The sequence below is a fragment of the Actinoplanes sp. NPDC049802 genome (assembly GCF_040656595.1).
GTDB lineage: Bacteria > Actinomycetota > Actinomycetes > Mycobacteriales > Micromonosporaceae > Actinoplanes.
In genome coordinates, this window is sequence record NZ_JBFAMR010000003.1 from 175,571 (window position 1) to 199,625 (window position 24,055).

Sequence of the window (24,055 nt, forward strand, 5' to 3'; positions counted from 1 at the left end):
ACCAACACGCTGTTCTGCTAGCCGGGCGGGAACGCTCCGGTCACCGCCGCCTTCCTGGTCCCGGCGCCGGCGACCGCGCCGTAGTTGTCGCCGCCCGGGTCCCGTTCGCCCTCGTGCAGGTACTGCGCCGCGAAGACGTAGCTGCCCGGGGCCAGGGTGCCGCCCGGCTTGAGCGTGAAGCGGTAGTACAGCACGTCCTTCTCCCCGGTCACGGCCATGGAGATCATCGACTCCGGGATCGACGTCCACTTCCCGGCCTCCCGGACGCCGCCGGTCCGGGCCACGCCGATCACCACGTCCAGCTCGGTCACCGGTTCGGTGGTGGTGAGGGTGACGTTGCCCTGCGCCCAGGTACCGACCGAATGCCCGTCGATCACGGCGCTGGAGCTGAGGAAGCCGTCGACCGGTTTCCACACCGGGGCCACCGGCGTCGTACCGGAGCCGGCGGGGGCGCCACGCTCCACCTTGCGGGTGGGGCCGGCCGACTTCTCCCGCGAGGTACGGCTGGGCGACGGGGACGGGGACGGCGGGGACGCGCCCTCGGTGGCGGCCGGCGCGGGGACGGGCCGGTCGCCGGCCAGCTTGATCCCGGTGAACCCGACCACGATGGTCGCCACCACCGACGCCGCGGCGGCCACCGGGCGCAGCGAGAACGCCCACCGGTCGCGGACCGGCTCGGCACGGCGCCGGGCGATCCGGTTCAGCATCGCGGTCCGGTCCGGGGTGTGCCGCTCGGCCTCCCGGCGCAGCGCCGCGCCCAGCTCGGGCTGGAGGAGGCGCTCAGCCATGGTGGCCTCCCATCGTCAGCGGCATCCCGCGCAGGAAGCCGCTCAACTGGGCGGCGCCCCGCGAGGTGTGACTCTTCACCGCGCCGACCGAGATGCCGAGGATGGTGGCGACCTCCCGTTCCGGCACGTCGAACGCGTACCGGAGGATGACGCACTCGCGACGCCGTTGCGGAAGGCGCTGCAGCGCCGCTCGCACGTCGAGGACCGCGGGGGTGTCGCTCTCGGCCCGGTCGCGGCGCAGCAGACCGAGCCGCAGCAGACCGGACCGCTCCCGGCTCTGCTTCTTGATCCACTGACGGGCCAGGTTGGTCACGATGCCGCGAGCGTACGCGACCGGGCTGTCCGCCGCCTGGACACGCTCCCAGTGCCGCCACACCTCCACGAACGCGTCGGCCGCCAGGTCATCGGCGGCCTGCGAGTCGCCGGTCACCAGATAGGCGAGCCGGGACAGGTCGGTGTGATGGTCGTCGAAGAATTGCCGGAAGGCGTGTTCGGCACGGGGGTCGGACAAGTGACCGTTCCTGACCGTCAGGGGATACGGGGCGACATCCGGAGCGACCGAGATCAACCGATCGACACGGAGTAGGCGGTGGTGTCCAGGCGGCCGCTGCCGGTGAAGATCTCGGTGCCGGACTGGACGCTCGACAGGTACTTGGTCTTGGCGAGCCAGCCCCGCGACACCAGGTCGTTCGTGAAGTCGGTCAGATTCAGGTCGGCCGCGGACGTGTTCGACGTCCGGACGAAGGAGTAGACCTCCCAGCCGATGTTGCCGCGGTACAGGTCCCAGGTGGTGCCGGCGATCGTGACGGTCGCCTGCTTGGTGCCGACCGGGCCCGCCCCACCGGAGCGGTACAGCCACACCATGACCTCGTCGGTCGGGTTGTTCTGCCAGTCCGGTTGGGCCATGTCGTGCAGCCACAGGTCGTAGGCGACGTTCATCACGTTGCTGGTCGTCTGGGTGACCTTGAAGTTCCAGTTGGCCCGGACCGCCTTGCCGGCGCTCAGCCGGACCGGCAGCCCGGTTCCGGAGGGCACCTTCCAGCCCCAGTGCCAGCCGAGGACCGAGCTGGCGTACGACTTGACCTTGGTGTTGTCGCCGGCCCACGTCCAGCTGGTCCCCCAGCTCAGGCTGTCACCGCTCAGGCCGTTCTCCCACACACACTGCGAGCCGGTGCCGTCGGCCTTGCCCCAGACGTTGTTGTTCACCCAGTACTTGCCGCGTACCAGGGCCGCGTAGTCGGTGCAGTTCTCGGCGCCCTTCGTGGTGGTGGCCGTCGGCGTGGCGGTCGCGGTGGCGGTCCTGGTCGCCGTTGCGGCCGGGGTGGCCGTCGCCGTCCGGGTGGCCGTCGCGGTCGCCGTGGGGCTCGCCGTGGCGGTCCTCGAAGCCGACCGGGACGGCGTCGCCGACGTGGTCGCCGCGACACCGCCGCAGGTCACGCCGTTGACCGTGAACGTGCCGGGGACCGCGTTGCCACCGCTCCAGGCGCCGTTGAAACCGAGCGCCACCTGGCCGCCGGGGGCGACCGACCTGTTCCAGCCGGCGTCGGTCACGGTCACCGCGGTTCCGCTCTGCGTCCAGGTGCCGTTCCAGCCGCCCGCCAGCTTCTGCCCGGACGGGAAGGTGAACCCGAGCTTCCAGCCATCGTAGGTCGTACCCCCGGTGTTCTTGATCTTGATCTCGCCGTTGAAGCCGGTGTTCCACTGGCTGGCGACGGTGTAGGTGACCGAGCAGGCGGCGGCCTCCGCGGCGTCGGCGTTCAGAACGCCGACGACGGCGGCCGCGCTGCCGAGGGTCAGCACCGAGAGCGGTACGACGATGCGCTTGGCGAGCATGAGGGGGACTCCTGGGGGACGACGAATGATCCACACCCCTGTGGTCCGGCGAGCCCGAAAGGTTGCGCGCTCCCACGAGAAATCTTCCGGTGTCCCGAAAAAGGCGGAAAACGAAGAAGGCCCCGTCTCGCGACGAGGCCTTTCGCATGGGGTGATCGACGGGATTCGAACCCGCGACACCCGGGACCACAACCCGGTGCTCTACCGACTGAGCTACGACCACCATGCCTGACTACTGCATTGGCCGCGTAACGTTCCCGCGGCGCTGGACAATCATAGCCACACGCCCCGGGAGGCCGTCGAGCGGGTTACCTACAGCCCGGCGGCGACGGCCTTGGCCGCCTCCACGTCCGGGCCCGGCAGCGGGACGAAGATGGTGCGGCGGTAGTACTCCAGCTCGCGGATGCTCTCCCGGATGTCGGCGAGTGCCCGGTGGGAGAGGCCCTTGGCGGGCTGACCGAAATACACCCGCGGGTACCACCGGCGGCACAGCTCCTTGATCGAGGAGACGTCGATCATCCGGTAGTGCAGGTGGGCGTCGAGCGCCGGCATGTCCCGCGCCAGGAAGCCGCGGTCGGTGGCGATCGAGTTGCCGCAGAGCGGCGCGGTCCGCGGGTTCGGCACGTACTCCTTGATGTACGCCAGCACCGCCTCCTCCGCCTCGGCCATGGTGATGGCCGAACGACGGACCTCGTCGGTCAGCCCGGACTTGGCATGCATGTCGCGCACCACCGGGGGCATCGCGTCCAGCGCCGCGTCGTCGGCGTGGATGACCAGATCGACGCCCTCACCCAACACGTTCAGCTCCGGATCGGTGACCAGCGCCGCGACCTCGATGAGCTTGTCCTTGCCCAGGTCGAGACCGGTCATCTCACAGTCGATCCACACCAGAAGATCCGCCACGCCGACAGCCTACGCCGGGCGGCGAGCCGCCGTTCGGGGCCGCACCTCATGAACGGGCCGTTTGTCCGGTTTGCTGCCCGGACTTCCCACTTAGCCGGTTGCGGGGTAAAGTGAACTTAACGGACGAAGCCCCCCTTCGGTTACTCCGTTCCCCCCGGTAAAGGGCCCTCCGTGTCGGCAGCACGGAGGGCCCTTTCATGCCCAGCGCACGTCGTGCGCCTCCCCCGGCGCCGCGAAGTCGAGAACCCGCGCCGCCTCCGCCTCCACCGCCGCCCGGTCCGCCGGCGCCAGCGGCCGGAACGGCTCCACCGTCACCGTCCCGCCCAGACGAGACCACGTCGCCGCCACGAAACCGTCGACCAGAACGGTCGGGCGCACGATGGACCACCCCGGCGTCACCGACGGCCGGTCACCCGGGTGGATGATCCGCGCTCGGTCGGCATGCCCCAGCACCGCGTTGTCGAACTCCGGCAGGAACACCACCGGCGCCGCGTCGTCCGGGCCGGCGATCGGGGCGTCCGGCAGGTCGAACAACTCGGCTCCCGCCTCGTCCCGGAAAACCCGCAGCCGCGGCCGCAACTCCCTCAGAACCGCCGCCAGCCGGGTCAGCCCCGACCACACCTGCAGATCCTTCGCCGACGCCGGGCCGAACGCCGCCAGATAACGCCACACCAGCGTCTCCACGGCCGGACCGCCCGCGAGCGGGCGCCCCAGATAGTCGTCCGCCGGCACACACGCCACCCGGCCCCGATACCCCCACGTCCCGGCCGGCGGCGGATGCAACAGCGCCAGCCGCAAATGCGCCACCAGGGTCAACTCGCCCAACTCCGCCGCCGGGAACCGGACCGCCAGCCGCCGGGCGATCTCCGGCCGGGTCAGCGGTCCCTCCGCGAGAACCTCCCGCGCCGCCGCGGCGAACGCCACCGGATCATCGACCCGGCTCGCGCGCCCCGCCATCCGGTCCAGCATCGGCTGCAACGTCGGCCGCAGCCAGCCGAAGTCGTCGCCGGTGCTCAGATGCTGGGTGCCCCGCAACGTGGCGCCACGCACCACGGTCCGGTCCAGCAGCAGAGCGGTCAGATCGTCCCGCCGGAAACTCGAGGACCGCGCCCACAGGCCCAGGTAAGGCGAGTCCGACTCCTGGCCCTGCACGGCCACGAGATGCCGGACGATGTCGGCGGCCGGGCGGGGGCGGCGCTCGGCCAGCAACTGTCGTCGCAGGTAGGTCCGGTTCAGCACGCGCGTGGGGAGAACTCGCATGGGTACGACGCTAGGCCGCGAAGCGGTCACATTCCGGCCGCTATTGCTACGAAAGAGCGGGCCGTCCCGCCTGGGATGGCCCGCTCCATGCTGTCCAGCCGAATCACCCGTGGTCGGCGCTCTTCCCGGTCGGCGCGGCCTCGCCAGCCGGGGCGCTCCTCTCACTCGGCGCGGCCTCGCCGGCCGGGGCGCTCCTCTCACTCGGCGCGGCCTCGCCAGCCGGGGCGCTCCTCTCACTCGGCGCGGCCTCGCCAGCCGGGGCGCTCTTCCTGGTCGGGGTCGCCGCTTCGTCGGCTGGGCGGGTGCGTCCCGCCACGGTCCTGCGACGGGGTCGCCGTTCCGAACTACCGGCCAGCAGCTCGGCGGCCTCCTCGCGGTAGCTCGGCGCCCGATCCCCGGCCGCCTTCGGCGCCGGTTTCGCATTCTCGCTGGTCCCGCTCTCGGCGGCGTGGTCCCCGCTCGTCCGGTCTTTCGCGGGTACGGGCTGAGCCGTCCCCTCCTCGGCTCGCACCCCGGTCCGGGCCGCCACAGACTCGGCCGCCCGGAGCCACGACGCGGGAGTCCGCCGCACGGCGGGAGCCGGCCGGGCCGCCGCGGGCTTCCCTCCACTGATACGGCTCTGCGCCCGCGCCAGCGGATTGTCGTCGCCACCCTTCGCGGTGGCACCCTTCGCCCGCGGCCTGGCAGACGCCGGGTCCCCGGCTCCGGGCGTGCCGTCGGCGAGTTTCCGCTCCTTCCCGGGCTCAGCGGCAGTGTCCTCGACGGGCTTGGCCGGGGCGGCATCCGCCACACTCTCGGGAACAGGGACGGGCGAGGCCTTTGCGGACCGGGAACCACCGGCCGCCCGCCCCGGCCGCTCCGCGATGCCGCGGGTCGGCACGGGGGCCGGCTTTCCGCTGAGCTTCTCCGCTCCGGACTCCACCGTGTGCATCGAGGTCCGTCGCGGCTTCCCGGCCGGAGCGGGCGCCCGTTTCCGGGTGGGCGCGCTGGGCGGCTCCGTCACCGTCGACGTTGCGCCCGCCTTCCCACCGGACGTGCCCTCGGAGGATGCCGTCTCCTCCATGCCGGGCACCCGCGCCTGCCCGGCCACCGCGGACACACCCTCGGACGACACCGTCCCCTCAATGCCGGGCACCCGAGTCCGCCCCGCCACCCCGGACATACCCTCAATGCCGGGCACCCGAGTCCGCCCCGCCGCCCCGGACACGCCCTCGGACGACACCGTCCCCTCCGCGCCGGCGGCCCGGGTCTGCGCGGCCCTCTCAAGTACCGGGGTTCCGGCCTCGGCCGCGTGGATCGAGGTGCGCTGGTCGGCGCTCGCCGGGGCCGGCAGGGGCCGGTCATCCGTGGCGGTTCCGGGCGGCGCCGGGACGATCGATCGTTTCTCCGGCATGCTCGTCGCCGTAGTGGCCGTCTCCGAGCCGCCCCTGTCCGCCTGGGCGGCGACTTCGTGCGACGACGGCAGCGCATCGCCGGAGTCGCCGGCTCCACCCGGCGAAGGTGCGCCGGTGGTCGGCGTGTGGGGTTCGGGCGCGATTCGCACCTGAACTCCACACGCGGGAACCGGGTCGGTCGCGCGAGGCTGTGCGGTCGGGTGCGAGCCGGCCGGTGTGTTGACCAGGGGCCATTCCGGAGGCAGGCCGGAACCGGTGGCCTCGATCCGGGCGGTCACCTCGCCGGCAGCGGCCTCCGAGTCCGGTGCCGGGCTGACGTCCGGCGCCTGCGACAGCGGAGCCTCTCGGACATCGGACGGCTTCGCGGAGGAACGGCCTCCTGACGGGGTTCGGTCTCCGGAGGGCTCGGCTGTGGGAGTGGGCTTCGGTGTGCAGGGCCCGCCCATGCGGGTCAGGCTGTTCGCGGTCCAGTCGGTTGCGGCGGGGCCGGTGCGCAGAGCCACCCTCGTCATCGACGGCTGCGACGGCCGGGAGTCCGGGGATCGCCCGCCGGGGTGGGCCGCCGTTCCGCCGTCCTCCGGGGCGGACGAAGGGGTGCCGTCCGGGCGTACATCCTCGGGGTCGGCGGCGGGGACCGTCGTCGCCGGCCCGGCCGCGCCGGGGTTTTCGGCTTTCGTCTCCGCACGCCGGGCCGAAGGCTTCGGCCGGTTCGCGTCGCCGGACGACGTGGTCTCCGGCACCTGCCGGCGGGCCGTGGTGATCGTGTCTTCCGCCGGGGTCGTGCCGGTGGTCTGCTCCTTCAGAGCCGGAACGTCGCCCGCCTGTTCAGCGGGCTCCTTCACGGCGATCGACCGGGCGGCCTCCGCGGCGACATCCCCGGCCGCCACCTGAGCCACCGGTTCCTTCGCGGCGACCGCCTCCGGGGCCGGTACATCGCCCGCCTGCTCAGCGGGTTCCTCCGTCACGTCGGCACGTTCCTTCGCGGCAACCGGCGGCCGGACCAGGGAGTTCGGGGCGGCATTCCCCGCCGCGGCCTGTCCCGTCTGCTCCTCCGCCGTGGGCGGCGCCTGGGCGGCCGGGTCGGCTGCGACGTCCGGGGGCGTCTGCTGTGTGGGTGTCCGGCCGGGCTGTGGGGTGGCGCCGGGTTCGGTGGTGTCGCTGCGGCGCGGGGAGGCGATGGGGATCGTCGCTCCCGGCATGTTGGTTCGGCCGCCCTGTGCGGGGGTGAACTTGCCGGCGTTGCGGCGGGCCGCCTCGGCCAGCCGGGCAGCGGCGCGGAGCTCGGTTTGGCGTGCCCGTTCGGGGGCGGTGGCCGCGACCCAGGCACCGACGGCGGTGGCCTGGAACTCGGGCAGCTCGGTGCCGGCCGGTGAGTTGCGGCGGTCGCCGCGCCGGGCGGGAACCGGGCCGGGCTGCAGCCCGGCGAGCGCGGGCGTGTCGCCGAGCAGGCTCAACGGCTGGCCGGGTGCCGGGGTGCGCCCACCGGGAGCCGGAGTGGCCGGACCGGAACCACCGGGCCGATCAGCGCCTCCACCAGGAGTGACCGGGCAGTCGCCGCCGGTGGCGGGAGACGCCGGGCCGAGGCCGGCGCCTGCCGCCCGGCCGAGGGTGGCGCTGCTGGAGACCGCGAGGCCGGCCGTGCCGGCGGAAGCCACCGAACCGGGAACGGAACCGGCGGAAGCCACCAGACCAGGAACGGCACCCGCGGAAGCCACCAGACCAGGAACGGCACCCGCGGAAGCCACCGAACCGGGAACCGCACCCGCGGAAGCCACCGGACCAGGAACGGAACCCGCGGAAGCCACCGAACCGGGAACGGAACCCGCGGAAGCCACCGGACCGGGAACCGTGCCGGTAAGCGAGGCGGAACCGGCACCGGTTGCGGAGATCTGACCGGAGGCGACGGCCGCCGGGCCGCCGGAGGACGGCCCCGCAGAGGACGGCCCGCCGGAGGACGGCCCGGCGGCGACCAGGTTCGGGGTGGGGCCGTCGAGTACGGGCGGGAAGCCGGTGATCTCGGGGCGGGTGCCGGTGATGGCGGGCGGGAACGGGCCGGCCGGGCGGGTCGGCGGCCAGGCGAACTGCGGCAGTGCGGGCGGGCGGCTGGGACGGAAGTCGGCGAGCGTACGCGGCCGGTGTGCCCCACCACGCAGGCCGGAGTGGTATGCGGCGCCGCCGGGAAGGGGAAGGGGCGCCCCGATGGCGTGCATGAGTTCCGGGACCTGGCTGGGTTCGACGACGTAGACGATCTCGCGGCGGCGGCCCGGCCAGGCGAGGGCGATGACGCCGGCCATGACGAGCAGGGTGCCGAGGGTGAGCAGGGCCCAGGTGCTGGTGTTGAGCCAGCCGGGGCGGACTTCGGCGATGGCGGCGAGCCGGACCACGGGGGCGCCGGTGGCGTTCATCAGGACCAGGCTGTACGGGCGGTCGCTCAACTCGGCGGGGGTGAGGGCGATCTGGCCGGATCCGCTGGTGGTCCAGAACGTCTGCCGGGCGGGGGTTCCGGCGGGGGCGCGGCGGCCGCCGGACCGGACGGTGGTGACGGGCAGGACTCCGGTGCCGATGTCGACGGCGTCGACCCGGCTGTACGGGACTCCGGCGAGGTATCGGGCGACGTCGTCGGACGGTGCGAGGCCGAGGAAGGCCGGGCCGTCGGTGGTGACCACGGAGAGCCGCAGTTGGGTGGCGGCCATGCGGGCGAACGGGGCGTCGTCGCGCAGCAGCCGGTCGATGTCGGGGACGACGACCGCGTACCCGGGCACGGTGAGGCGTTGGAGTTCGCCGCTGAAGGCGCCTCCCGGGTCGCGGTGCTGCATGACGGCCCACAGTCCGCCGCCGGCCAGCAGCGCGGGCAGTCCGATGGTCAGTAACAGCATGCCGAGGATCGTGCGGAACACCCGCATCTGTCTCTCCCCCTTCCCGGGCCGTACTGCGAGGACGATACAGATGCAAATAACCCCAAAGTGGTCAAACAGGATGCGAGTCCCCGATAGATACGAAGCGAGGCCCGGCCCATTCGGGCCAGGCCTCACCCACGCGCCGGAATCAGGAGATCTCGGCGGTCATGGTCAGCGTCGTCTGATCGATCTCGGTGGTACGCGCGGTGAACCTGAACTGCCACTCCCCCTCGTACGGCAGATTGATGTCGCCGATGGCGTGGAAATCGGTGATCCGCAACAGCGGGATCTCGAGGTTCTCCAGTCCCTTCGCCGGCAGGGACGCGGTCGCCTTCCACTCGACGACCGGCAACGGCTTGCTGTCCGGCGTGTACGCGTACAGATGAATCGAGTTGTTGCCGGTCTTGGCCGGGAAGATCGAAACCTGGAGTGACATCTTCTCCGCGGTGAGCGTCTGGTCCACGGTCGTGCTGACCGGACCGGTCTCGACGGCCTGGGCGGTCCGCGGGGGAGGCTCCTGCACCAGCAGCGACGTGACACCGAGCACCACCGCGGTGATCGCCAGCTCGGCCACCACGATCCGGCGCAGCGGCCCGGGCCTCTCGGTGGCGGCCTGCGACCTGACCAGCTTGCGGGAGAAGGCGGCGACGGCCAGCACCACGGCGGCGAGGCCGACCTTGGCCAGGATCATCCGGCCGTAGGTGCTGTTGATCAGCCCATCCAGGGTGGACACCTCGATGAGTGCCTGGACCACCCCGGCGAAGATCAGCGCGCCGACCGCGGCGGCCGCCCAGCGGGACCAGATCGGCAGGATCGCGCCGAGCTCGCGGGCGCTGGCCCGGGGCAGCAGGAAGACGCAGAGCATCACCAGACCGCCCAGCCAGACCGCCATGGCCGCCAGGTGCAGCGCGTCGATCACCACCGACACCCCGGCCACCGGCGAGGCGGCCGGGTGGCCGGTCAGCGGCCAGGTCGCCAGCGCCGCCACCCCGAGGACGCCGAGGATCGCCAGGTCGAGCCGTGACTCGCCGCCTGCCGGGCCGGTCAGCAGCGGCCGCAGCAGGAACGCGGCCGCCACGATCACGCCCAGCCGGACCAGCATGACCGCACCGAACGTGCTGCCCAGCACGTCACGCAGATCGTCGACGGTCACCTCGAAGAGGCCGGTGCCCAACGTGTACGGCGCCTGCAGCCACAATCCGAGCAGGGTGCTGCCGGCCACCAACCCGATGCCGGTCCAGATCACCCGGCCCGGTCCACGCCGGTCCAGCCGGTGCGGCCACAACAGAGCGAGCACGAGGACCGGGCCGATCAGGAGTACGAGTCCCACGTACCCCAGATATTTGGCGATCGGGATGAGCACGCGGACCACCGGATCGACCTCGGCGTCAGCCGCCTGGTCCGCCGTCGGCGGGGTGGAGGCCGCGCCCACCGAATAGGTGACAGTGCCCGCGACCGGGTGGCTGTCCGCGGACGTGACCCGGTAGCTGACCAGGTACGTGCCGCGACCGCCACCGGAACGCAGCGGGATCGTCACCTGCATGCCGCTGACCGTCGGCGGGCCCTGGTCGGCGCGGGAGCCGTCCGGAGCGAGCACCTGGATCTTGCCGGTGATGAGCTGCACCGACTCACTGAACGTGAGTGTCACGCGGTTCGGCGCATCCGGAACCACCGATCCGTTGGCCGGGTCGCTGCCGACCAGGGCCGCGTGGGCACTCGCCGGCGCGGCGGCCAGCAGCGGCCCGAACAATCCGATCAGTAGCCCGGCCAGCACGGCGAGCACCCGGCGTCGGTCAACGGTCATGACTGGCATGCATGCATGGTTCCAGATCCGCCCCGGGGACGGCGGAGCGCGTACCATGACGCCTCGTGACGGTTGGTGATGCGGAGACGGACGAGACGACCGCGCTGGCCCTGGCCGCCCGTGACGGCGACCCGGCGGCGCAGGCCGCGTTCGTACGCGCCACCCAGGCCGAGGTCTGGCGATTCACCGCGGCGCTGGTCGATCCGGGCGTGGCCGACGACCTGACCCAGGAGACGTTCCTGCGGGCCTTCCGCGCGCTGGACACGTTCGCCGGCCGGTCCGGAGTCCGCACCTGGCTGCTCGGCATCGCCCGGCGCACCTGCGCCGACCACCTGCGTTCGGTGGTCCGGCGGCGCAGGCTCGACGCCCGGCTGGCCGCACAGGCCGCCACCGATCTGCCCGCGCCCGACCCGGCACACCGGCTCAGCAGCGCCGACCTGCTCGGCCGGCTCAGCGAGGAACGCCGCACCGCGTTCCTGCTCACCCAGGTGCTGGGGTTGTCGTACGCGGAGGCCGCCGAGGTCGAGTCGGTCCCGGTCGGCACGATCCGTTCCCGGGTGGCGCGCGCCCGCGACGAGTTGATCACCGCGGTGGCGCGGGCCCGGGCCAGCTGAGCCTTCTACGCTTCCTGTGAAGAAGCTGCGGATCGTGATCTCGGGGAACCGAAGCGCCGCGGAATCCGACCAACCGGATGTGACCATGGAAACCACCCGGCAGATCCGCATGACCGTCGCCTGGCCGTGGATCTCCACGGCGGCCCGGCTCGTCCTGGCCGCCGTCTGGCTCGTCGCCGGCTCGCTGAAGATCGGTGACCTCGCCGCCTCGGCCCGCGCGGTTCACGCCTACGACCTCATGTCGTACGACACCGCGAAGATCGTCGGCGCGGTGCAGCCGTTCCTGGAGATCGCCCTCGGGCTGCTCCTGTTGATCGGCCTCGCCACCCGGCTCACCGGCGCGATCTCCGCGGCGCTGATGGCGATCTTCATCGCGGGCATCGTGTCAGCCTGGGCGCGAGGGCTGCGCATCGACTGCGGCTGCTTCAGCTCCGGCGGTGACCTGGGTGTCGGCGAGAGCACCGCGTACAGCGTCGACATCCTGCGTGACCTGGCGTTCCTGGCACTCTCCGGGATCCTGGTGTGGCGTCCCCGCACCCGGTTCTCACTCGACGGCGTACTCATGGGGAAACAATGAACGATCTCGCGAGCGAATCATTCAGCTCAGTCATCAACTCATCGCGACACCGGAGCGCGGCGGAGGTGGCGCGATGAGCAAGGGCAGCAAGGAGCGTTCGGCCAGGGCGCGGCAGATCGTCGCCGAGCAGAAGGCGGCCGAACGGCGCCGTACCGTGACGCTGTGGACCTCGGTCGCCGTGGTCCTGATTCTCTTCGTGGCCGGCCTGTTCGGCTACACCGTCCTCTCCGGGCAGGACGACGGAAAGGTCACCACCCCCAGCGTCGCCGTCGACGAGGGCACCGCCTTCGCCACCGGCACCGGCCCGGTGACCGTCGACGTCTACGAGGACTTCATCTGCCCGACCTGCCGCAACTTCGAGACCGCCACCGGGCCGACGCTGAAGCGGCTCGCCAGCGACGGCAAGATCACGCTACGGTTCCATCCGGTCGCCATCCTGGACGACTACTCCAACGGCACCCAGTACTCGACCCGCTCCGCCGCCGCGTCCGCCGCCGCGGCAGAGGAGGGCAAGTTCATCGAGTTCCACGACGTCCTCTACGCCAACCAGCCGCCGGAGGGCTCCAGTGGCCTCAGCGACGCCAAGATGATCGAGCTGGCCGCCACCGTGGGCCTGACCAGTGACACTTTCAAGAACGCGGTGAACGAGGGAACGTACAAGGCATGGGCTGCCCAGGCCACCGAGACCTTCTCCCAGCGTGGCTTCAACGGCACCCCGACGATCACCGTCGACGGCCAGGTCGTCACCGGGCCGGACAAAACCGTGCCCAACACCGCACTGATCACCGAAACCATCGAGAAGGCCGCCGGGTGAGACGGCTCCTCGGTTACGTCCTGGCAGTGGCCGGCGCGGTCCTCGCGCCGGCCACTCCGGCGTTCGCCCACGCCGGTGACACCACCGAGGTCAGCTCCTACCGGGTCACCGTCACCGGGCTCAGCAATCCGATGGACGGCCTCCGGGTCCGGGTCGTCGAGGGCGGCGCCCGCCTCGAACTCAGCAACGACACCGGCCGGGCCGTCGAGATCCTCGGCTACTCCGGCGAGCCCTACCTGGAGGTCCGGCCGGACGGCACCTATCAGAACACCGGGTCGCCGGCCGCGTACCTCAACGAGACCCGCGACGGCGCCACCGCGGTCCCCGCGACCGCCGACCCCACCGCGGCGCCCACCTGGCGCAAGATCTCCGGCGACACCACGGTTCGCTGGCACGACCAGCGCACCCAGTGGACCGAGAGCACTCTGCCACCCGGGGTCCGTGACGACCGGCCGCACCGGCTGCGCGAGTGGACGGTCCCGCTCCGCGACCAGGTGCGGACCTTCGACATCCAGGGCACCCTCGACTACGAGCCACCACCGCCCGCCTGGGCCTGGTGGGGCGGCGCGGCTCTGATCGGCCTCGCCGTCACCCTCGTCGCCGCGCGGTGGCCGGGCTCGGTGCGGGCCCTCGCCCTGATCGCGGGCCTTCCCACCCTGGGGTACGCGGTAGCGCGCGCTCTGGACGGCGGGGGCTGGTCCGGCGTGCCGATCGTCGCGGGCCTGCTCGCCTGCGCGGCCGCCGTCCGTCACCCACCGTTCTACCTGGCGCTCTCCGGTTTCGTGCTGGCCGCCTTCGCCGGTTTCGGTGCCGCCGACGTCTTCTTCGCCGCGGTCCTGCCGGCTGCCGGACCCGGCTGGGCGGCGCGGGCCGCGGTGGCGATCGCCATCGGCGCGGGCGCCGGGCTGGCGCTCACCGGAGTGCTCCGGATGCGCGCCGCCGTCCCCGCGCCCACGACCACGGCCGCCTGATCAGACGCCGGCGATGTCGTCCACGTTCACGTTCACGGCCAGCACGTTCAGGCCGTAACCCTGCAGGGCCGCGGTCACCGCCTGCTGGACGGCCGCGGTCACCTCGGCCACCACCCGGCCGGCCTCCAGGACCAGCACCACGGTGACCGTCACATCGCTGCCGCTGACCTTCGCCGAGACGCCGCGGCTCGCGTCGCCCACCTGGTCGAGACCCACCCTGTCCAGCACGTTGTTGAAGAACCGGGCCACGTCACCACCCAGGTCCGCGACACCCGGCACGGCCTTCGCGGCCGCAACAGTGATCTTCTCGACGACCTCGCTGGAGACGGTGGTGGTGCCCGCCTGCGTGGTGCCGTCCGTAGCCTCGCTCATCTGCCCTGATCTCCATTTCGACGTCGGTGCCGGGAGCGTACTCACGATCACCGCCGCTCGGCCATACCGAAGGGGTGCACGAGGCTGATACTCGGTGCGCAGAACACGCTGCCGAATGCCGTTGTTTCCGTTCTCAAGATGTGCACGGAGTACCGGAAAACAGCAACCGGAATGGGCTTTGAGAACGGATTCCCAGGCCGTTTGGATTGGCATGTCCAGCGACTGTCACGCATTGCTTCGAATTGCTAACTTACGGTCATGTCCCACTACGGCGACGAACTCACCCTCAGGCTCTCCGGCATCGCCGACACGAGCATGCTCGACAATGACGAGACACTCACCCGGTTCATGCGTGACCTGGTCGATCGGATCGACATGACGGTCATCGCCGGGCCCCTGGTCGCCACCGAGACCGGCCCGCCCGAAAAAGCCGGGAAATCCGCCGTGGTGATCCTCGCCGAATCCCACGCCGCCATCCACACCTACCCGCACCTGCGCGAGATCCTCATCAACGTCTTCTCCTGCAAACCGTTCCACGAAGAAGACGTGCTCGACGAATTCCACCGCCTCGTCGGGGACTTCGAGATCACCGAGCACTCGCTCACCCGTCGCGGTGAGGAATGGCCCCGCGACCTCGCCGCCGCACGCCGGCTGTGGAGCGGTCGACGGGTGCCCGGCTAGAACGGCACTATCGTCGGGTCCATGACTGACAACGTGCGTCTCAGCGCCGGCGACGCCGCGCCCGACTTCACCCTCCCCACCGACACCGGCGACAGCCTCGCCCTCAAGGACCTGCGCGGGCGCAAAGTCGTGCTGTACGCCTACCCGGCCGCCATGACGCCCGGCTGCACCAAGCAGGCCTGCGACTTCCGCGACTCCCTGGCATCGCTCCAGGCCGCCGGATACGAGGTCGTCGGCATCTCCCCCGACAAGCCGGCCAAACTCGCCAAATTCCGCGAGCACGACGCCATCACGTTCCCGCTGGTCGCCGACGAGGACAAGAGCACCCTCACGGCGTACGGGGCGTACGGCGAGAAGCAGCTCTACGGAAAGACGGTCACCGGCGTCATCCGCTCCACCTTCGTCATCGACGAGAACGGTGTCATCGAGCGGGCCCTCTACAACGTCAAGGCCACCGGTCACGTCGCCAAGCTCCGCCGCGACCTGGGCCTCGACTGATCCCAGCCACCGGAAACACCCAGCCAAACCCCGCAGGTCCGGGCCGCCTCCGCCGATCAGGAGGGCAATCGCCGAAACGGCACGGCGGTCCGGATTCTCACGGCGGCCGTCATGCGGTACCAACCCGCAAGGCGGCCGCCGTGCACGCTTCCACCGGGTTGCCGAACTTCCGGGGACCGAGGCCGGCGCGCGGTTCCCGCTCCTTTTCGGGTACGTGGAGCGGTTCGGCCATCCGGGACGCTCAGATCGGTGGTGAGCGAGAGGCCACGGGTGCGGCCGACCGATTACACTCTTCACAACGCTTTGCCTTGAGGGGCAAATCGGGCGGAAGTGGCGAAATAGGCAGACGCGCTGGGTTTAGGTCCCAGTACTCGAAAGGGTGTAGGGGTTCAAGTCCCCTCTTCCGCACCGTGATCGGATCCACTCCGACGCGGCTCAGGCCCGGTCTTTCGACCGGGCCTGAGCCCTTGTAGGGGACTCCCCGGGGACGTCAGCAGTTGCTGGGCGCGGCGGCCAGGTCGACGAGCGGCTGGGTGGGCTCGATCGAGGCGGCACCGGAGTCGGCGACCGTGGACTCCGGCAGCGGGGCGGCCGGGCCCGAGGTCGACACCGCCGGGGACGGGGTCGCGGAGGACGTCTTGGCGATGGGGGACTTCTTGGCCGCCTTCGTGGGGGCGGTCGTCTTCCCTGCCACCGTGGCGGAGCCGCCGGTCATGCGTACGCCGGTTCTCTGCACGGTTCCGGGGCTCATGCTGATGCCGGTGAGGGTGGCCGTGTTCCCGTACACATCGGTGATTTTGATCTTGAATGGGCCGGCGCCGGCGCCCGCGTCGATGAGCCAGTAGTTGAAGTCGGTGCGGTGGGCGGTCTTGAAGCCGCCGCCGCTGGAGACCTTGACGGAGGAGAGCAGGTTGGCGTGGTTGTCGATGCGGGCCGCGAACCAGTACCGCGACGCGCCCTCCTTGATCCGCACGCTGATCGGCGCGGGAGTGGAGGGGTTGGCGACCAGCTTGTACTTGATCGGGATGATGCCGTCGATCTCGTTGCCGATCTTCTTGAACGCGGTACGGCTCAGATCGAGGTGCCCGGGGGCGCATTCGGGGCAGGAGTCGAAGACCTTGACGCGAACCTTGCCCTTCGGGCCGGTGACGTCGAGGTAGGCGCCGCAGGCGGCTCCTTCCGAGTACTGGCCGGGGCCGAGGGCGACGTAGAGGTCGTCGGCGGGCACCTCGAAGGAGCAGTTTCCGCTGGTGGCGGCCAGGTCGTAGAAGGTGGCCTTGCCGGTCTTGGCGGTGGTGCCCGGTGGCGCGGCGCAGGCCGATCCGCCGTTGGTGAGGAGCATGGCGACGCCCAGGACGCCGGCGAGGACGGCGGCACCGCCGGCGGCGAGCCATCGGACGGTGAATTTGGATCGGTGAGCGCTCACGACCAGGCATCCTGGTCGCCACTGCGGGGTGGGGGCAAATCTCCTAAGACTCTTCTAAGGCGGGCTCATCCACGAGGGTGACGGTGTCACCGGTACGGAGGGTGCCGGTCCGCCCCGCGCCGAGGTCGGGGACGAGGTTGACGGCGAAGTGGAGTTCGGTGCCGAAGCGCCGGTATCGGCCGAGGACGTGCAGCGGTTGCCGGCCGGTCTCGCCGGTCTCCTGGTCGATGGTGGTGACACGGCAGCGGGCGCACGGTTTGCCGACGCGGTAGGTGTGCTCGCCGATGCGCAGGCGCCGACCGGTCCAGTCGTCCTCGGCCCAGGCGGGCGCGCCGGTGATGACGATGTTGGGCCGGAAGCGGTGGATCGGGACGGGTTCGCCGCCGTCCTCGAGGAGCCGGTCGTTGAGGGCGTCGAGGGAGGCGGTGCCGGCCAGGAGGAGCGGGTAGCCGTCGGCGAGGTTGACGCTGTCACCGTCGGCGCTGCGGGTGGTGGGGTCGTCCTGCCAGACGAGGCGGGCGTCGCGGCCGAGGAATTCGGCGACCCAGGTGGTGGCGGCGAGGCGGGCCGGGACGGCGTCCTGGTCACGGAAGACGCGTACCCGGATTCCGCTCTCCGCCGTCGGTTCCGGGATGTCGATGTCGGGCATGCCGGGGGCGCTGAGGTGGAGTCCTCCGGCGCGCGGGCGGGCGGTCAGGCGGGTCAGCAGGGTGGTGTCGCGCTGGGTGACACCGACGCCTTCGGCGTCGACGATCATCCATCTCCGGTCGCCCGCGAGGCCCCACGGTTCGACCCGCGCCTCGTCGTGGTCGAGGCGGTGGCAGCCCTTGACGGGGTACGTGTGGAGCGAGGCGATCCGCATGTCGCCAGCCTGCCACAGGCGATCACGGCGTTCGGGGTTCCCCGAGTCCCCTAGATCAACTAAGCTCACGCCTTCAAGCTGATCAATTTCAGCCCGCTCGGGCTCGCATCATCTTAACGGGAGACTCTCATGACTCAGACGACCGCGGCTCCGGCCCAGAAACAGGTCGGTATCGCGTACGTGCTCTGGTTCTTCTTCGGAGCTCTGGGTGTGCACAAGTTCTACCTGGGCAAGATCGGCATGGGCATCGCCTACATCTTCACCGTGGGTTTCCTGGGCATCGGCCTGCTGATCGACCTGTTCACCCTGCCGAAGCAGGTGCGGGCGGCGAACGGCGTGGCCTGACCACCGACAGCCCGGACGGGCCGGATCCTCTCGGGGGTCCGGCCCGTCCGGTGTCTCGGCGGGTGTTCGGGACGTGGGCCGGGCGGCGTGTCATCGGGCGTGGCCGGCCGGGATGGGACAGCGCTCCGCCGGCTGCCAGATCTGGTAGCCGGCGGAGCGCCACCGTTTCCGCCAGTGGCAGGTCGAGCGGGCCAGTACCGAGTTGCGGGTGTCCTTGGAACGAAACACGTAGGCAGCGCCCGGGTCGGCCCACACCGCGGTCCGGTAGGGCGGGTAGCGGTCCAGTCCCGGGCTGAGGCCGCTGCCGGGATCACCGAACAGGACGGCGCAGGTGATCTCCTCCCGGCTGAGGAACGTCAGCCGGTTGCATTCGAGATAGCCGCTGTAGACATGGGTTATGCCCTCGCGCCGCAAGGTGTCGATCAACTGGCGGCGGACGGCCTCGCTGGGGCCGTGAGCGGCGCCCCGGTACGCCTGTGCGGTGCCGAGGACGAGCGTGACCGCCACGAGCAGCAGCGCCGCGGATCTCAGCATGCCACCGGCTCTGGAGCGCAGGTCCCACAGCGGGGCCACCACAGCCGGGGTCGCGATGAGGACGCCGATGATGTAGCGAATGTTGCCGGCCGGAGCGACGCCCGGCGTGGGGCTGGTGGCGAAGGCCAGGACGGTCAGGCCGGCCGCGGTCAGCATCGCCAGCCTGCCCCGGATCCGCGCCGCGTGCTCGACGGGCGTGGCGTGCCGCAGCCGCCGGACACAGGTGGCGAGGCTGACGGCCCACAGCGCGACGAGGGCGATCCCCCACAGCGTGGAGACGGGGTCGTCGGTCGGGGGGATCCAGCTTCCCGAATAGCCGAAGAACCACGCCGGCGGGGATTGCGGGTGCGCCAGCGCGGAGCCTCCGGTGACGTAGGACAGGCTGGTCGTCACCGTGTTGGTCACCTGGGCGGCGAGTCCCGGCGACTCCTGGCCGTTCAGCCCGGTGCCACCGTTCAGATACATGTCGACCACGCTGACCACGCCGCTGTCCCGCCACGGATGGCTGAGATCGTGCAGCAGCCACGGCATGGCGCCCGTGATCAGCCCGGCGCCGAGGGCCCACGGCCAGCCGGGCGGGGAGGCCGTTCTCCGGCGGAGAGCCATCCAGATGAGCACCGCCGAAGTGGCCACGAACGGGGCGACCAGCACGGTGCTCCACAACCCCAGCGTGGCGGTGGCGCCCCAGGCGGCCAGCCGCCACCGCTGCCCGGCCGCACCGCCCGGCGTCTCCGACAGCCGGTGGCCGAGGATGAGCAGCAGCGTGCCGGCCAGCAGTGTTTCGGGGACCGCGCCGTGTGCCACGAGCTGATGCCCGTACAACTCTCGTGACCCGAGCGCCAGCAACCCCACCGACACCAGGGCCACCGAGGTGCCGTACAGGCGGCGAGCCAGCACGAACATCGAGACGAGAAACAGCAGGTACAGCAGGAGCATCGCGAGGCGGAGCCCGGCCAGCGACGGGCCGGACACCCGGAACACGGCCGCGGCGAGATAGGCCTCTGCTGTTCCCATGTAGGACTGGCCGTACATGAAGCCCGGGAAATGGCGGCCCTCGGCGATGTGCATCGCCATCAGTCCCATGGTGGCTTCGTCACTGTTGCTGGCCGGCCATTCCAGGACGACCAGACCGAGGCGGACGGCGGCGGCGGCGAGAAGCAGGAGCGCCAACGACGGCATCCAGCGAACGCCGGGCCGAAGATCCTGGGCGGAGCGGTCGGCGGGCTTGTCGGCACCGATGGTCGAGCCTGACGACTTCGGGTCGCGCTCTTCATCGACATCAGCACTCACGCCTCACCATACGTTCCTAATTGGACAACGGATGCCCCGTTCGCTTCCGGGCCTGATTCCGCGTTGTCGAGCCGCCGGCGGGCCCGGGCCAGGACGGCGCCGTCCGCCGAGCCCGCGTCGCCGACGCCCCATCGAGTAACCGGTGGGAAAGGTCGGCAGTTGGTTCGGCAAGGATGCCTGGTGTTCTGAAAGATTTTATGCATAAGCTGCTTCCGTGAATGACGGAGCGATCAAGTCGGCCGGGCGGGTGCTGGATCTGTTCCAGGGCGCGCGCCTGACGCCCACCCAGCGGCGGATCGCGCACTGCCTGGTGGAGCACGCCGCGAAGGTGGCGTATCTGTCCGCCGCCGAGGTCGCCGAGCTGGCCGGGGTGAGCCAGCCGTCGGTGACCCGGTTCGCGATGGCGCTGGGCTATTCGGGTTATCCGGCGTTGCGGCGAGAGCTGCGGGAGCTGACCGCCGACGAGCCGGGCCGGCCGGCCGAGCAGAACGCGATGCAACGGGCCGTGCACGCGGAGACCGACCATCTGCGGCGGCTCGGCGAGCAACTGGGGGACCTCGGCGAGGTGCGGCGGGCGGCCGGCCTGCTGATCGGCAGTCGCCCGCTCCCGGTGCTGGGCCTGCGGGCCGCGGCACCCCTGGCGGCGTACTTCGGGTATTTCGCGGCGAAGGTGTTCCCGGGCGTACGGGTGCTGGACGAGGGTGGGACGAGCCTGCTGGACCGGCTCGATCAGGCCCGCGCGGACGGCGCCGGTGCGATGCTGGCCATGGTGCTTCCCCGCTATCCGCGCGAGTCGGTGGAGGCCGTCCGCGAAGCGAGGACGGCCGGCCTCTCGGTGGTCGCGATCACCGACTCGGCGGTCAGCCCGGTCGCCGAGCACGCCGACGTCGTGCTGCCCGCCGCGGTGGGCACACAACTCGTCTTCGACCTGCACACCGGCCCGATGGCGATGGCCATGGTGCTGTTGCAGGCGATGTGTGACGCGGTCCCCGAACCGGTGCAGCGACGGCTCGAGGAGTTCGAGGCGACAGCCGCGCGCCGGCACGTTTTCCTGGCCTGAGGGAGGAGACTTCGATGTCCGAGATCCGGGCGCCGCGCGGTACGGCGTACACCGCCATGGGGTGGCCTCAGGAGGCCGCCAAGCGCATGTTGATGAACAACCTGGACCCGGACGTGGCCGAGAGGCCCCAGGATCTCGTGGTCTACGGCGGCACCGGACGGGCCGCGCGGGACTGGCCGTCGTTCCACGCGATCGTGCGCGAGCTGGACACGTTGCGCGGTGACGAGACGCTGCTGGTGCAGTCCGGCAAGCCGGTCGGGGTGCTGCGGACGCACGAGTGGGCGCCGCGGGTGCTGATCGCGAACTCGAACCTGGTCGGCGACTGGGCGACCTGGCCGGAGTTCCGCCGCCTGGAGCAGCTCGGCCTGACCATGTACGGGCAGATGACCGCCGGTTCGTGGATCTACATCGGGACGCAAGGAATCCTGCAGGGCACGTACGAGACGTTCGCCGCGGTGGCGGCGAAGCGGTTCGGCGCCGACCTGGCCGGGACGCTGACGCTGACCGGCGGCTGCGGCGGCATGGGCGGGGCGCAGCCGCTGGCCGTGACGATGAACGGTGGCGTCTGCCTGATCGTCGACGTGGACCGCACCCGGTTGCAGCGCCGGGTCGACACCCGCTATCTGGACGTCGTCGCTGGAGATCTGGACGAGGCCGTGTCGATGGCGCTCGCGGCCAAGGCGGAGCGCCGGGCGCTGTCGGTCGGTGTGGTCGGCAACGCCGCCGAGATCTTCCCGGCGCTGCTGCAGACCGGTGTCGCGATCGACATCGTGACCGATCAGACCAGCGCGCACGACCCGCTCAGCTATCTGCCGATCGGTGTCGGGCTGGACGACATGGCCGAGTACGCGCGAACCAAGCCGGACGAGTTCACCGACCGGTCCCGGGAGAGCATGGCCCGGCACGTCGAGGCGATGGTCGGTTTCCAGGACGCGGGCGCCGAGGTGTTCGACTACGGCAACTCCATCCGCGGTGAGGCGAAACTGGCCGGCTACCAGCGGGCCTTCGACTTCCCCGGGTTCGTGCCGGCCTACATCCGGCCGCTGTTCGCCGAGGGCAAAGGGCCGTTCCGGTGGGCGGCGCTGTCCGGGGATCCGGCCGACATCGCGGCCACCGACCGGGCCGTACTGGACCTGTTCCCGGAGAACGAGCCGCTGGCACGGTGGATCCGGATGGCCGGCGAACGGGTCGCCTTCCAAGGGTTGCCGGCACGGATCTGCTGGCTGGGGTACGGCGAACGCGACAAGGCCGGCGTGCGGTTCAACGACATGGTCGGGCGCGGCGAGGTCAGCGCGCCGATCGTGATCGGGCGGGACCACCTGGACTCGGGATCGGTGGCGTCGCCGTACCGGGAGACCGAGGCGATGCTCGACGGCTCCGACGCGATCGCCGACTGGCCGCTGCTCAACGCGCTGGTCAACACCGCGTCCGGGGCCAGCTGGGTGTCCATCCACCACGGCGGCGGAGTCGGGATCGGGCGCAGCATCCACGCCGGGCAGGTGTGTGTCGCGGACGGGACGGCGCTGGCCGGGCAGAAGATCGAACGGGTGCTGACGAACGACCCGGCCACGGGGGTGCTGCGGCACGTCGACGCCGGCTACGAGTCGGGATGCGCGGACGACCTGAAGATCCCGATGAAACCATGAGCGAGCCTGCGAGCGAATCAGTCAGCTCAGGGTTGAACTCATGGCGACGCCGGAGCGAAGCGGAGGCGGCGACATGAGCGAGCTTGCGAGCGAATCAGCCAGCTCAGGATCGAGATCATGAGTGAGTTCCGGAAGTTGTGGGCGGAGATCGCGCCGGTGGGGCGGGCGGCAGGCGGCGGCTATCTGCGGCTCGCTCTGACCGAGCCGGAGCTGACCCTGCGCGACTGGTTCCGCGGTCAGGCCGCCCGGCGGGACATGACGGTCACCGAGGACGGCAACGGGAACCTGTTCGCGTGGCGTGCCGAGCCGTGGGCGCCGGGAACGGTGCTGACCGGGTCGCATTTCGACTCGGTTCCGTACGGCGGCGGTTACGACGGCCCGCTGGGGATCGTGAGCGCGTTCCTCGCGGTGGACGAGATCCCGCCGGACCGGAGAGTGGTGGTCGCGGCTTTCGCCGAGGAGGAGGGCGGGCGCTTCGGCGTACCGTGTCTGGGGTCTCGTCTGCTGACCGGCGCGATCACGCCGGAGAAGGCCGCGGCGCTGCGGGATCGCGACGGGGTGAGCTTCGCGGACGCGCTGGGAGCGCCGCCGGCCGGCGCCGAGCCGCGGATCGCAAACCTGACGGCGGCCGTCGAGCTGCACATCGAGCAGGGCCGGGCGCTGACCGTCCCGGTCGGCGTGGCGAGCGCGATCTGGCCGCACGGTCGCTGGCGGATGGACTTCAGCGGGGTCGGCGACCATGCCGGCACCACTCTGATGGGCGACCGGCGCGATCCGATGCTGACGTTCGCGTTCACCGTGCTGGCCGCCGACCGGGAGGCCAGGCTGGCCGGGGCGCACGCCACGATGGGGCGGGTGCAGGTCGAGCCGAACGCCACCAACGCCATCCCGTCGCTGGTCCGCGGCTGGCTGGACGCGCGGGCCGCGGACACCGGCACCCTCGACCGTCTGGTCGGTTCGGTGGTGCGGGAGGCGACCGAGCGGGCCGGGCGCGACGGCACCGCCGTCGAGGTGACCGCCGAGTCGGTGACCGGGGAGGTCGCCTTCGACGCCGGGCTGGCCGCCCGGCTGAGCGGCCTGCTGGGTGGCGCGCCGATCCTGCCGACCGGGGCGGGCCACGATGCCGGGGTGCTGTCCGCACGGGTGCCGACGGCCATGCTGTTCGTCCGCAACCCGACCGGGGTGTCGCACTCCCCTGCCGAGCACGCCTCCGACGCCGACTGTGAGGCCGGTGTCGAGGCGCTGGCCACGATCCTGGCGGCGCTGACATGAGCGAGCTTGCGAGCGAATCATCAAGCTCAGGTGTGAATTCATGGCGACGCCGGAGCGCAGCGGAGGTGGCGGCATGAGCGAGCTTGCGAGCGAATCATCAAGCTCAGGTGTGAATTCATGGCGACGCCGGAGCGCAGCGGAGGTGGCGGCATGAGCGAGCTTGCGAGCGAATCATCAAGCTCAGGTGTGAATTCATGGCGACGCCGGAGCGCAG

The 24,055-nt window shown here is 71.3% G+C and carries 21 protein-coding genes and 2 tRNA genes; 12 read left to right on the top strand and 11 right to left on the bottom strand.

Annotation, left to right across the window (positions count from 1 at the left end; genetic code table 11):
* Window positions 1–17 precede the first annotated feature (17 nt).
* From AB0I88_RS03475 to AB0I88_RS03500, 6 genes are all read right to left on the bottom strand, one after another.
* The gene (locus AB0I88_RS03475) at window positions 18–788 is read right to left on the bottom strand and encodes a hypothetical protein (protein WP_361017800.1); all 771 of its coding nucleotides are present in this window, start codon (window positions 786–788) and stop codon (window positions 18–20) included.
* A complete protein-coding gene (locus AB0I88_RS03480) occupies window positions 781–1,299 on the bottom strand; it encodes a SigE family RNA polymerase sigma factor (RefSeq protein ID WP_361017802.1) in 519 nt (172 codons plus the stop codon). Before AB0I88_RS03480 ends, AB0I88_RS03475 begins: the two co-directional genes overlap by 8 nt.
* A gap of 53 nt (window positions 1,300–1,352) precedes the next feature.
* Window positions 1,353–2,621, bottom strand: coding sequence for a cellulose binding domain-containing protein (locus AB0I88_RS03485; RefSeq protein ID WP_361017804.1), 1,269 nt, complete (start codon window positions 2,619–2,621; stop codon window positions 1,353–1,355).
* 147 nt (window positions 2,622–2,768) lie between these two features.
* Window positions 2,769–2,844 (bottom strand) — tRNA-His (locus AB0I88_RS03490).
* Window positions 2,845–2,933: 89 nt separating this feature from the next.
* Window positions 2,934–3,524, bottom strand: a complete 591-nt coding sequence (gene orn, locus AB0I88_RS03495; protein WP_361017805.1) for an oligoribonuclease — start codon at window positions 3,522–3,524, stop codon at window positions 2,934–2,936.
* Between the two features lie 195 nt (window positions 3,525–3,719).
* On the bottom strand, window positions 3,720–4,784 hold the full coding sequence (locus tag AB0I88_RS03500; protein WP_361017806.1) for a winged helix DNA-binding domain-containing protein: 1,065 nt from the start codon (window positions 4,782–4,784) through the stop codon (window positions 3,720–3,722).
* Between the two features lie 2,591 nt (window positions 4,785–7,375).
* Between AB0I88_RS03500 and AB0I88_RS03505 the strand changes: the two genes are divergently transcribed.
* Window positions 7,376–8,071 (top strand): DUF6764 family protein, encoded by a 696-nt coding sequence (locus AB0I88_RS03505; RefSeq protein WP_361017984.1) that lies wholly within the window; start codon window positions 7,376–7,378, stop codon window positions 8,069–8,071.
* A 1,152-nt stretch (window positions 8,072–9,223) separates the two neighbouring features.
* On the opposite strand, the gene AB0I88_RS03510 is transcribed toward AB0I88_RS03505, so the two are convergent.
* Window positions 9,224–10,888, bottom strand: a complete 1,665-nt coding sequence (locus tag AB0I88_RS03510; RefSeq protein ID WP_361017808.1) for a copper resistance protein CopC — start codon at window positions 10,886–10,888, stop codon at window positions 9,224–9,226.
* Between the two features lie 56 nt (window positions 10,889–10,944).
* Here AB0I88_RS03510 and AB0I88_RS03515 point away from each other — a divergent pair, with 56 nt between their 5' ends.
* The 4 genes from AB0I88_RS03515 to AB0I88_RS03530 all read left to right on the top strand — a co-directional run bounded on the left by AB0I88_RS03515 (window position 10,945) and on the right by AB0I88_RS03530 (window position 13,855).
* Window positions 10,945–11,493, top strand: a complete 549-nt coding sequence (locus tag AB0I88_RS03515; protein ID WP_361017810.1) for a sigma-70 family RNA polymerase sigma factor — start codon at window positions 10,945–10,947, stop codon at window positions 11,491–11,493.
* Window positions 11,494–11,578: 85 nt separating this feature from the next.
* Entirely contained in the window at window positions 11,579–12,070 is a 492-nt protein-coding gene (locus tag AB0I88_RS03520; protein WP_361017812.1) for a MauE/DoxX family redox-associated membrane protein, read from the top strand.
* 73 nt (window positions 12,071–12,143) lie between these two features.
* A complete protein-coding gene (locus AB0I88_RS03525) occupies window positions 12,144–12,884 on the top strand; it encodes a thioredoxin domain-containing protein (protein WP_361017814.1) in 741 nt (246 codons plus the stop codon).
* Window positions 12,881–13,855, top strand: coding sequence for a hypothetical protein (locus AB0I88_RS03530; RefSeq protein WP_361017815.1), 975 nt, complete (start codon window positions 12,881–12,883; stop codon window positions 13,853–13,855). Before AB0I88_RS03525 ends, AB0I88_RS03530 begins: the two co-directional genes overlap by 4 nt.
* On the opposite strand, the gene AB0I88_RS03535 is transcribed toward AB0I88_RS03530, so the two are convergent.
* Window positions 13,856–14,227 (bottom strand): Asp23/Gls24 family envelope stress response protein, encoded by a 372-nt coding sequence (locus tag AB0I88_RS03535; protein WP_361017817.1) that lies wholly within the window; start codon window positions 14,225–14,227, stop codon window positions 13,856–13,858.
* A 258-nt stretch (window positions 14,228–14,485) separates the two neighbouring features.
* Here AB0I88_RS03535 and AB0I88_RS03540 point away from each other — a divergent pair, with 258 nt between their 5' ends.
* The 3 genes from AB0I88_RS03540 (at window position 14,486) to AB0I88_RS03550 (ending at window position 15,814) form a co-directional block, all read left to right on the top strand.
* Window positions 14,486–14,908, top strand: coding sequence for an S-adenosylmethionine decarboxylase (locus tag AB0I88_RS03540; RefSeq protein ID WP_361017819.1), 423 nt, complete (start codon window positions 14,486–14,488; stop codon window positions 14,906–14,908).
* Window positions 14,909–14,929: 21 nt separating this feature from the next.
* Complete coding sequence (gene bcp / locus AB0I88_RS03545; protein ID WP_361017820.1) at window positions 14,930–15,406, top strand: thioredoxin-dependent thiol peroxidase; 477 nt, start codon at window positions 14,930–14,932, stop codon at window positions 15,404–15,406.
* A 324-nt stretch (window positions 15,407–15,730) separates the two neighbouring features.
* A tRNA-Leu gene (locus tag AB0I88_RS03550) sits at window positions 15,731–15,814 on the top strand.
* An 82-nt stretch (window positions 15,815–15,896) separates the two neighbouring features.
* Here AB0I88_RS03550 and AB0I88_RS03555 read toward each other — a convergent pair.
* Together AB0I88_RS03555 and AB0I88_RS03560 are read right to left on the bottom strand one after the other, a co-directional pair.
* On the bottom strand, window positions 15,897–16,832 hold the full coding sequence (locus AB0I88_RS03555; protein ID WP_361017822.1) for an expansin EXLX1 family cellulose-binding protein: 936 nt from the start codon (window positions 16,830–16,832) through the stop codon (window positions 15,897–15,899).
* Between the two features lie 43 nt (window positions 16,833–16,875).
* Window positions 16,876–17,694: an MOSC N-terminal beta barrel domain-containing protein gene (locus tag AB0I88_RS03560; protein ID WP_361017824.1), complete on the bottom strand. Its 819-nt coding sequence runs from the start codon at window positions 17,692–17,694 to the stop codon at window positions 16,876–16,878.
* 129 nt (window positions 17,695–17,823) lie between these two features.
* Between AB0I88_RS03560 and AB0I88_RS03565 the strand changes: the two genes are divergently transcribed.
* Window positions 17,824–18,039 (top strand): NINE protein, encoded by a 216-nt coding sequence (locus tag AB0I88_RS03565; RefSeq protein WP_361017826.1) that lies wholly within the window; start codon window positions 17,824–17,826, stop codon window positions 18,037–18,039.
* Between the two features lie 90 nt (window positions 18,040–18,129).
* Here AB0I88_RS03565 and AB0I88_RS03570 read toward each other — a convergent pair whose 3' ends face one another.
* Window positions 18,130–19,863, bottom strand: coding sequence for a hypothetical protein (locus AB0I88_RS03570; protein WP_361017827.1), 1,734 nt, complete (start codon window positions 19,861–19,863; stop codon window positions 18,130–18,132).
* Window positions 19,864–20,077: 214 nt separating this feature from the next.
* Between AB0I88_RS03570 and AB0I88_RS03575 the strand changes: the two genes are divergently transcribed.
* From AB0I88_RS03575 to AB0I88_RS03585, 3 genes are all read left to right on the top strand, one after another.
* Window positions 20,078–20,923 (top strand): MurR/RpiR family transcriptional regulator, encoded by an 846-nt coding sequence (locus AB0I88_RS03575; RefSeq protein WP_361017829.1) that lies wholly within the window; start codon window positions 20,078–20,080, stop codon window positions 20,921–20,923.
* A 14-nt stretch (window positions 20,924–20,937) separates the two neighbouring features.
* Window positions 20,938–22,569 (top strand): urocanate hydratase, encoded by a 1,632-nt coding sequence (gene hutU / locus AB0I88_RS03580; RefSeq protein ID WP_361017830.1) that lies wholly within the window; start codon window positions 20,938–20,940, stop codon window positions 22,567–22,569.
* A 117-nt stretch (window positions 22,570–22,686) separates the two neighbouring features.
* A complete protein-coding gene (locus AB0I88_RS03585; protein ID WP_361017832.1) occupies window positions 22,687–23,841 on the top strand; it encodes an allantoate amidohydrolase in 1,155 nt (384 codons plus the stop codon).
* The last annotated feature ends 214 nt before the right edge of the window (window positions 23,842–24,055 follow it).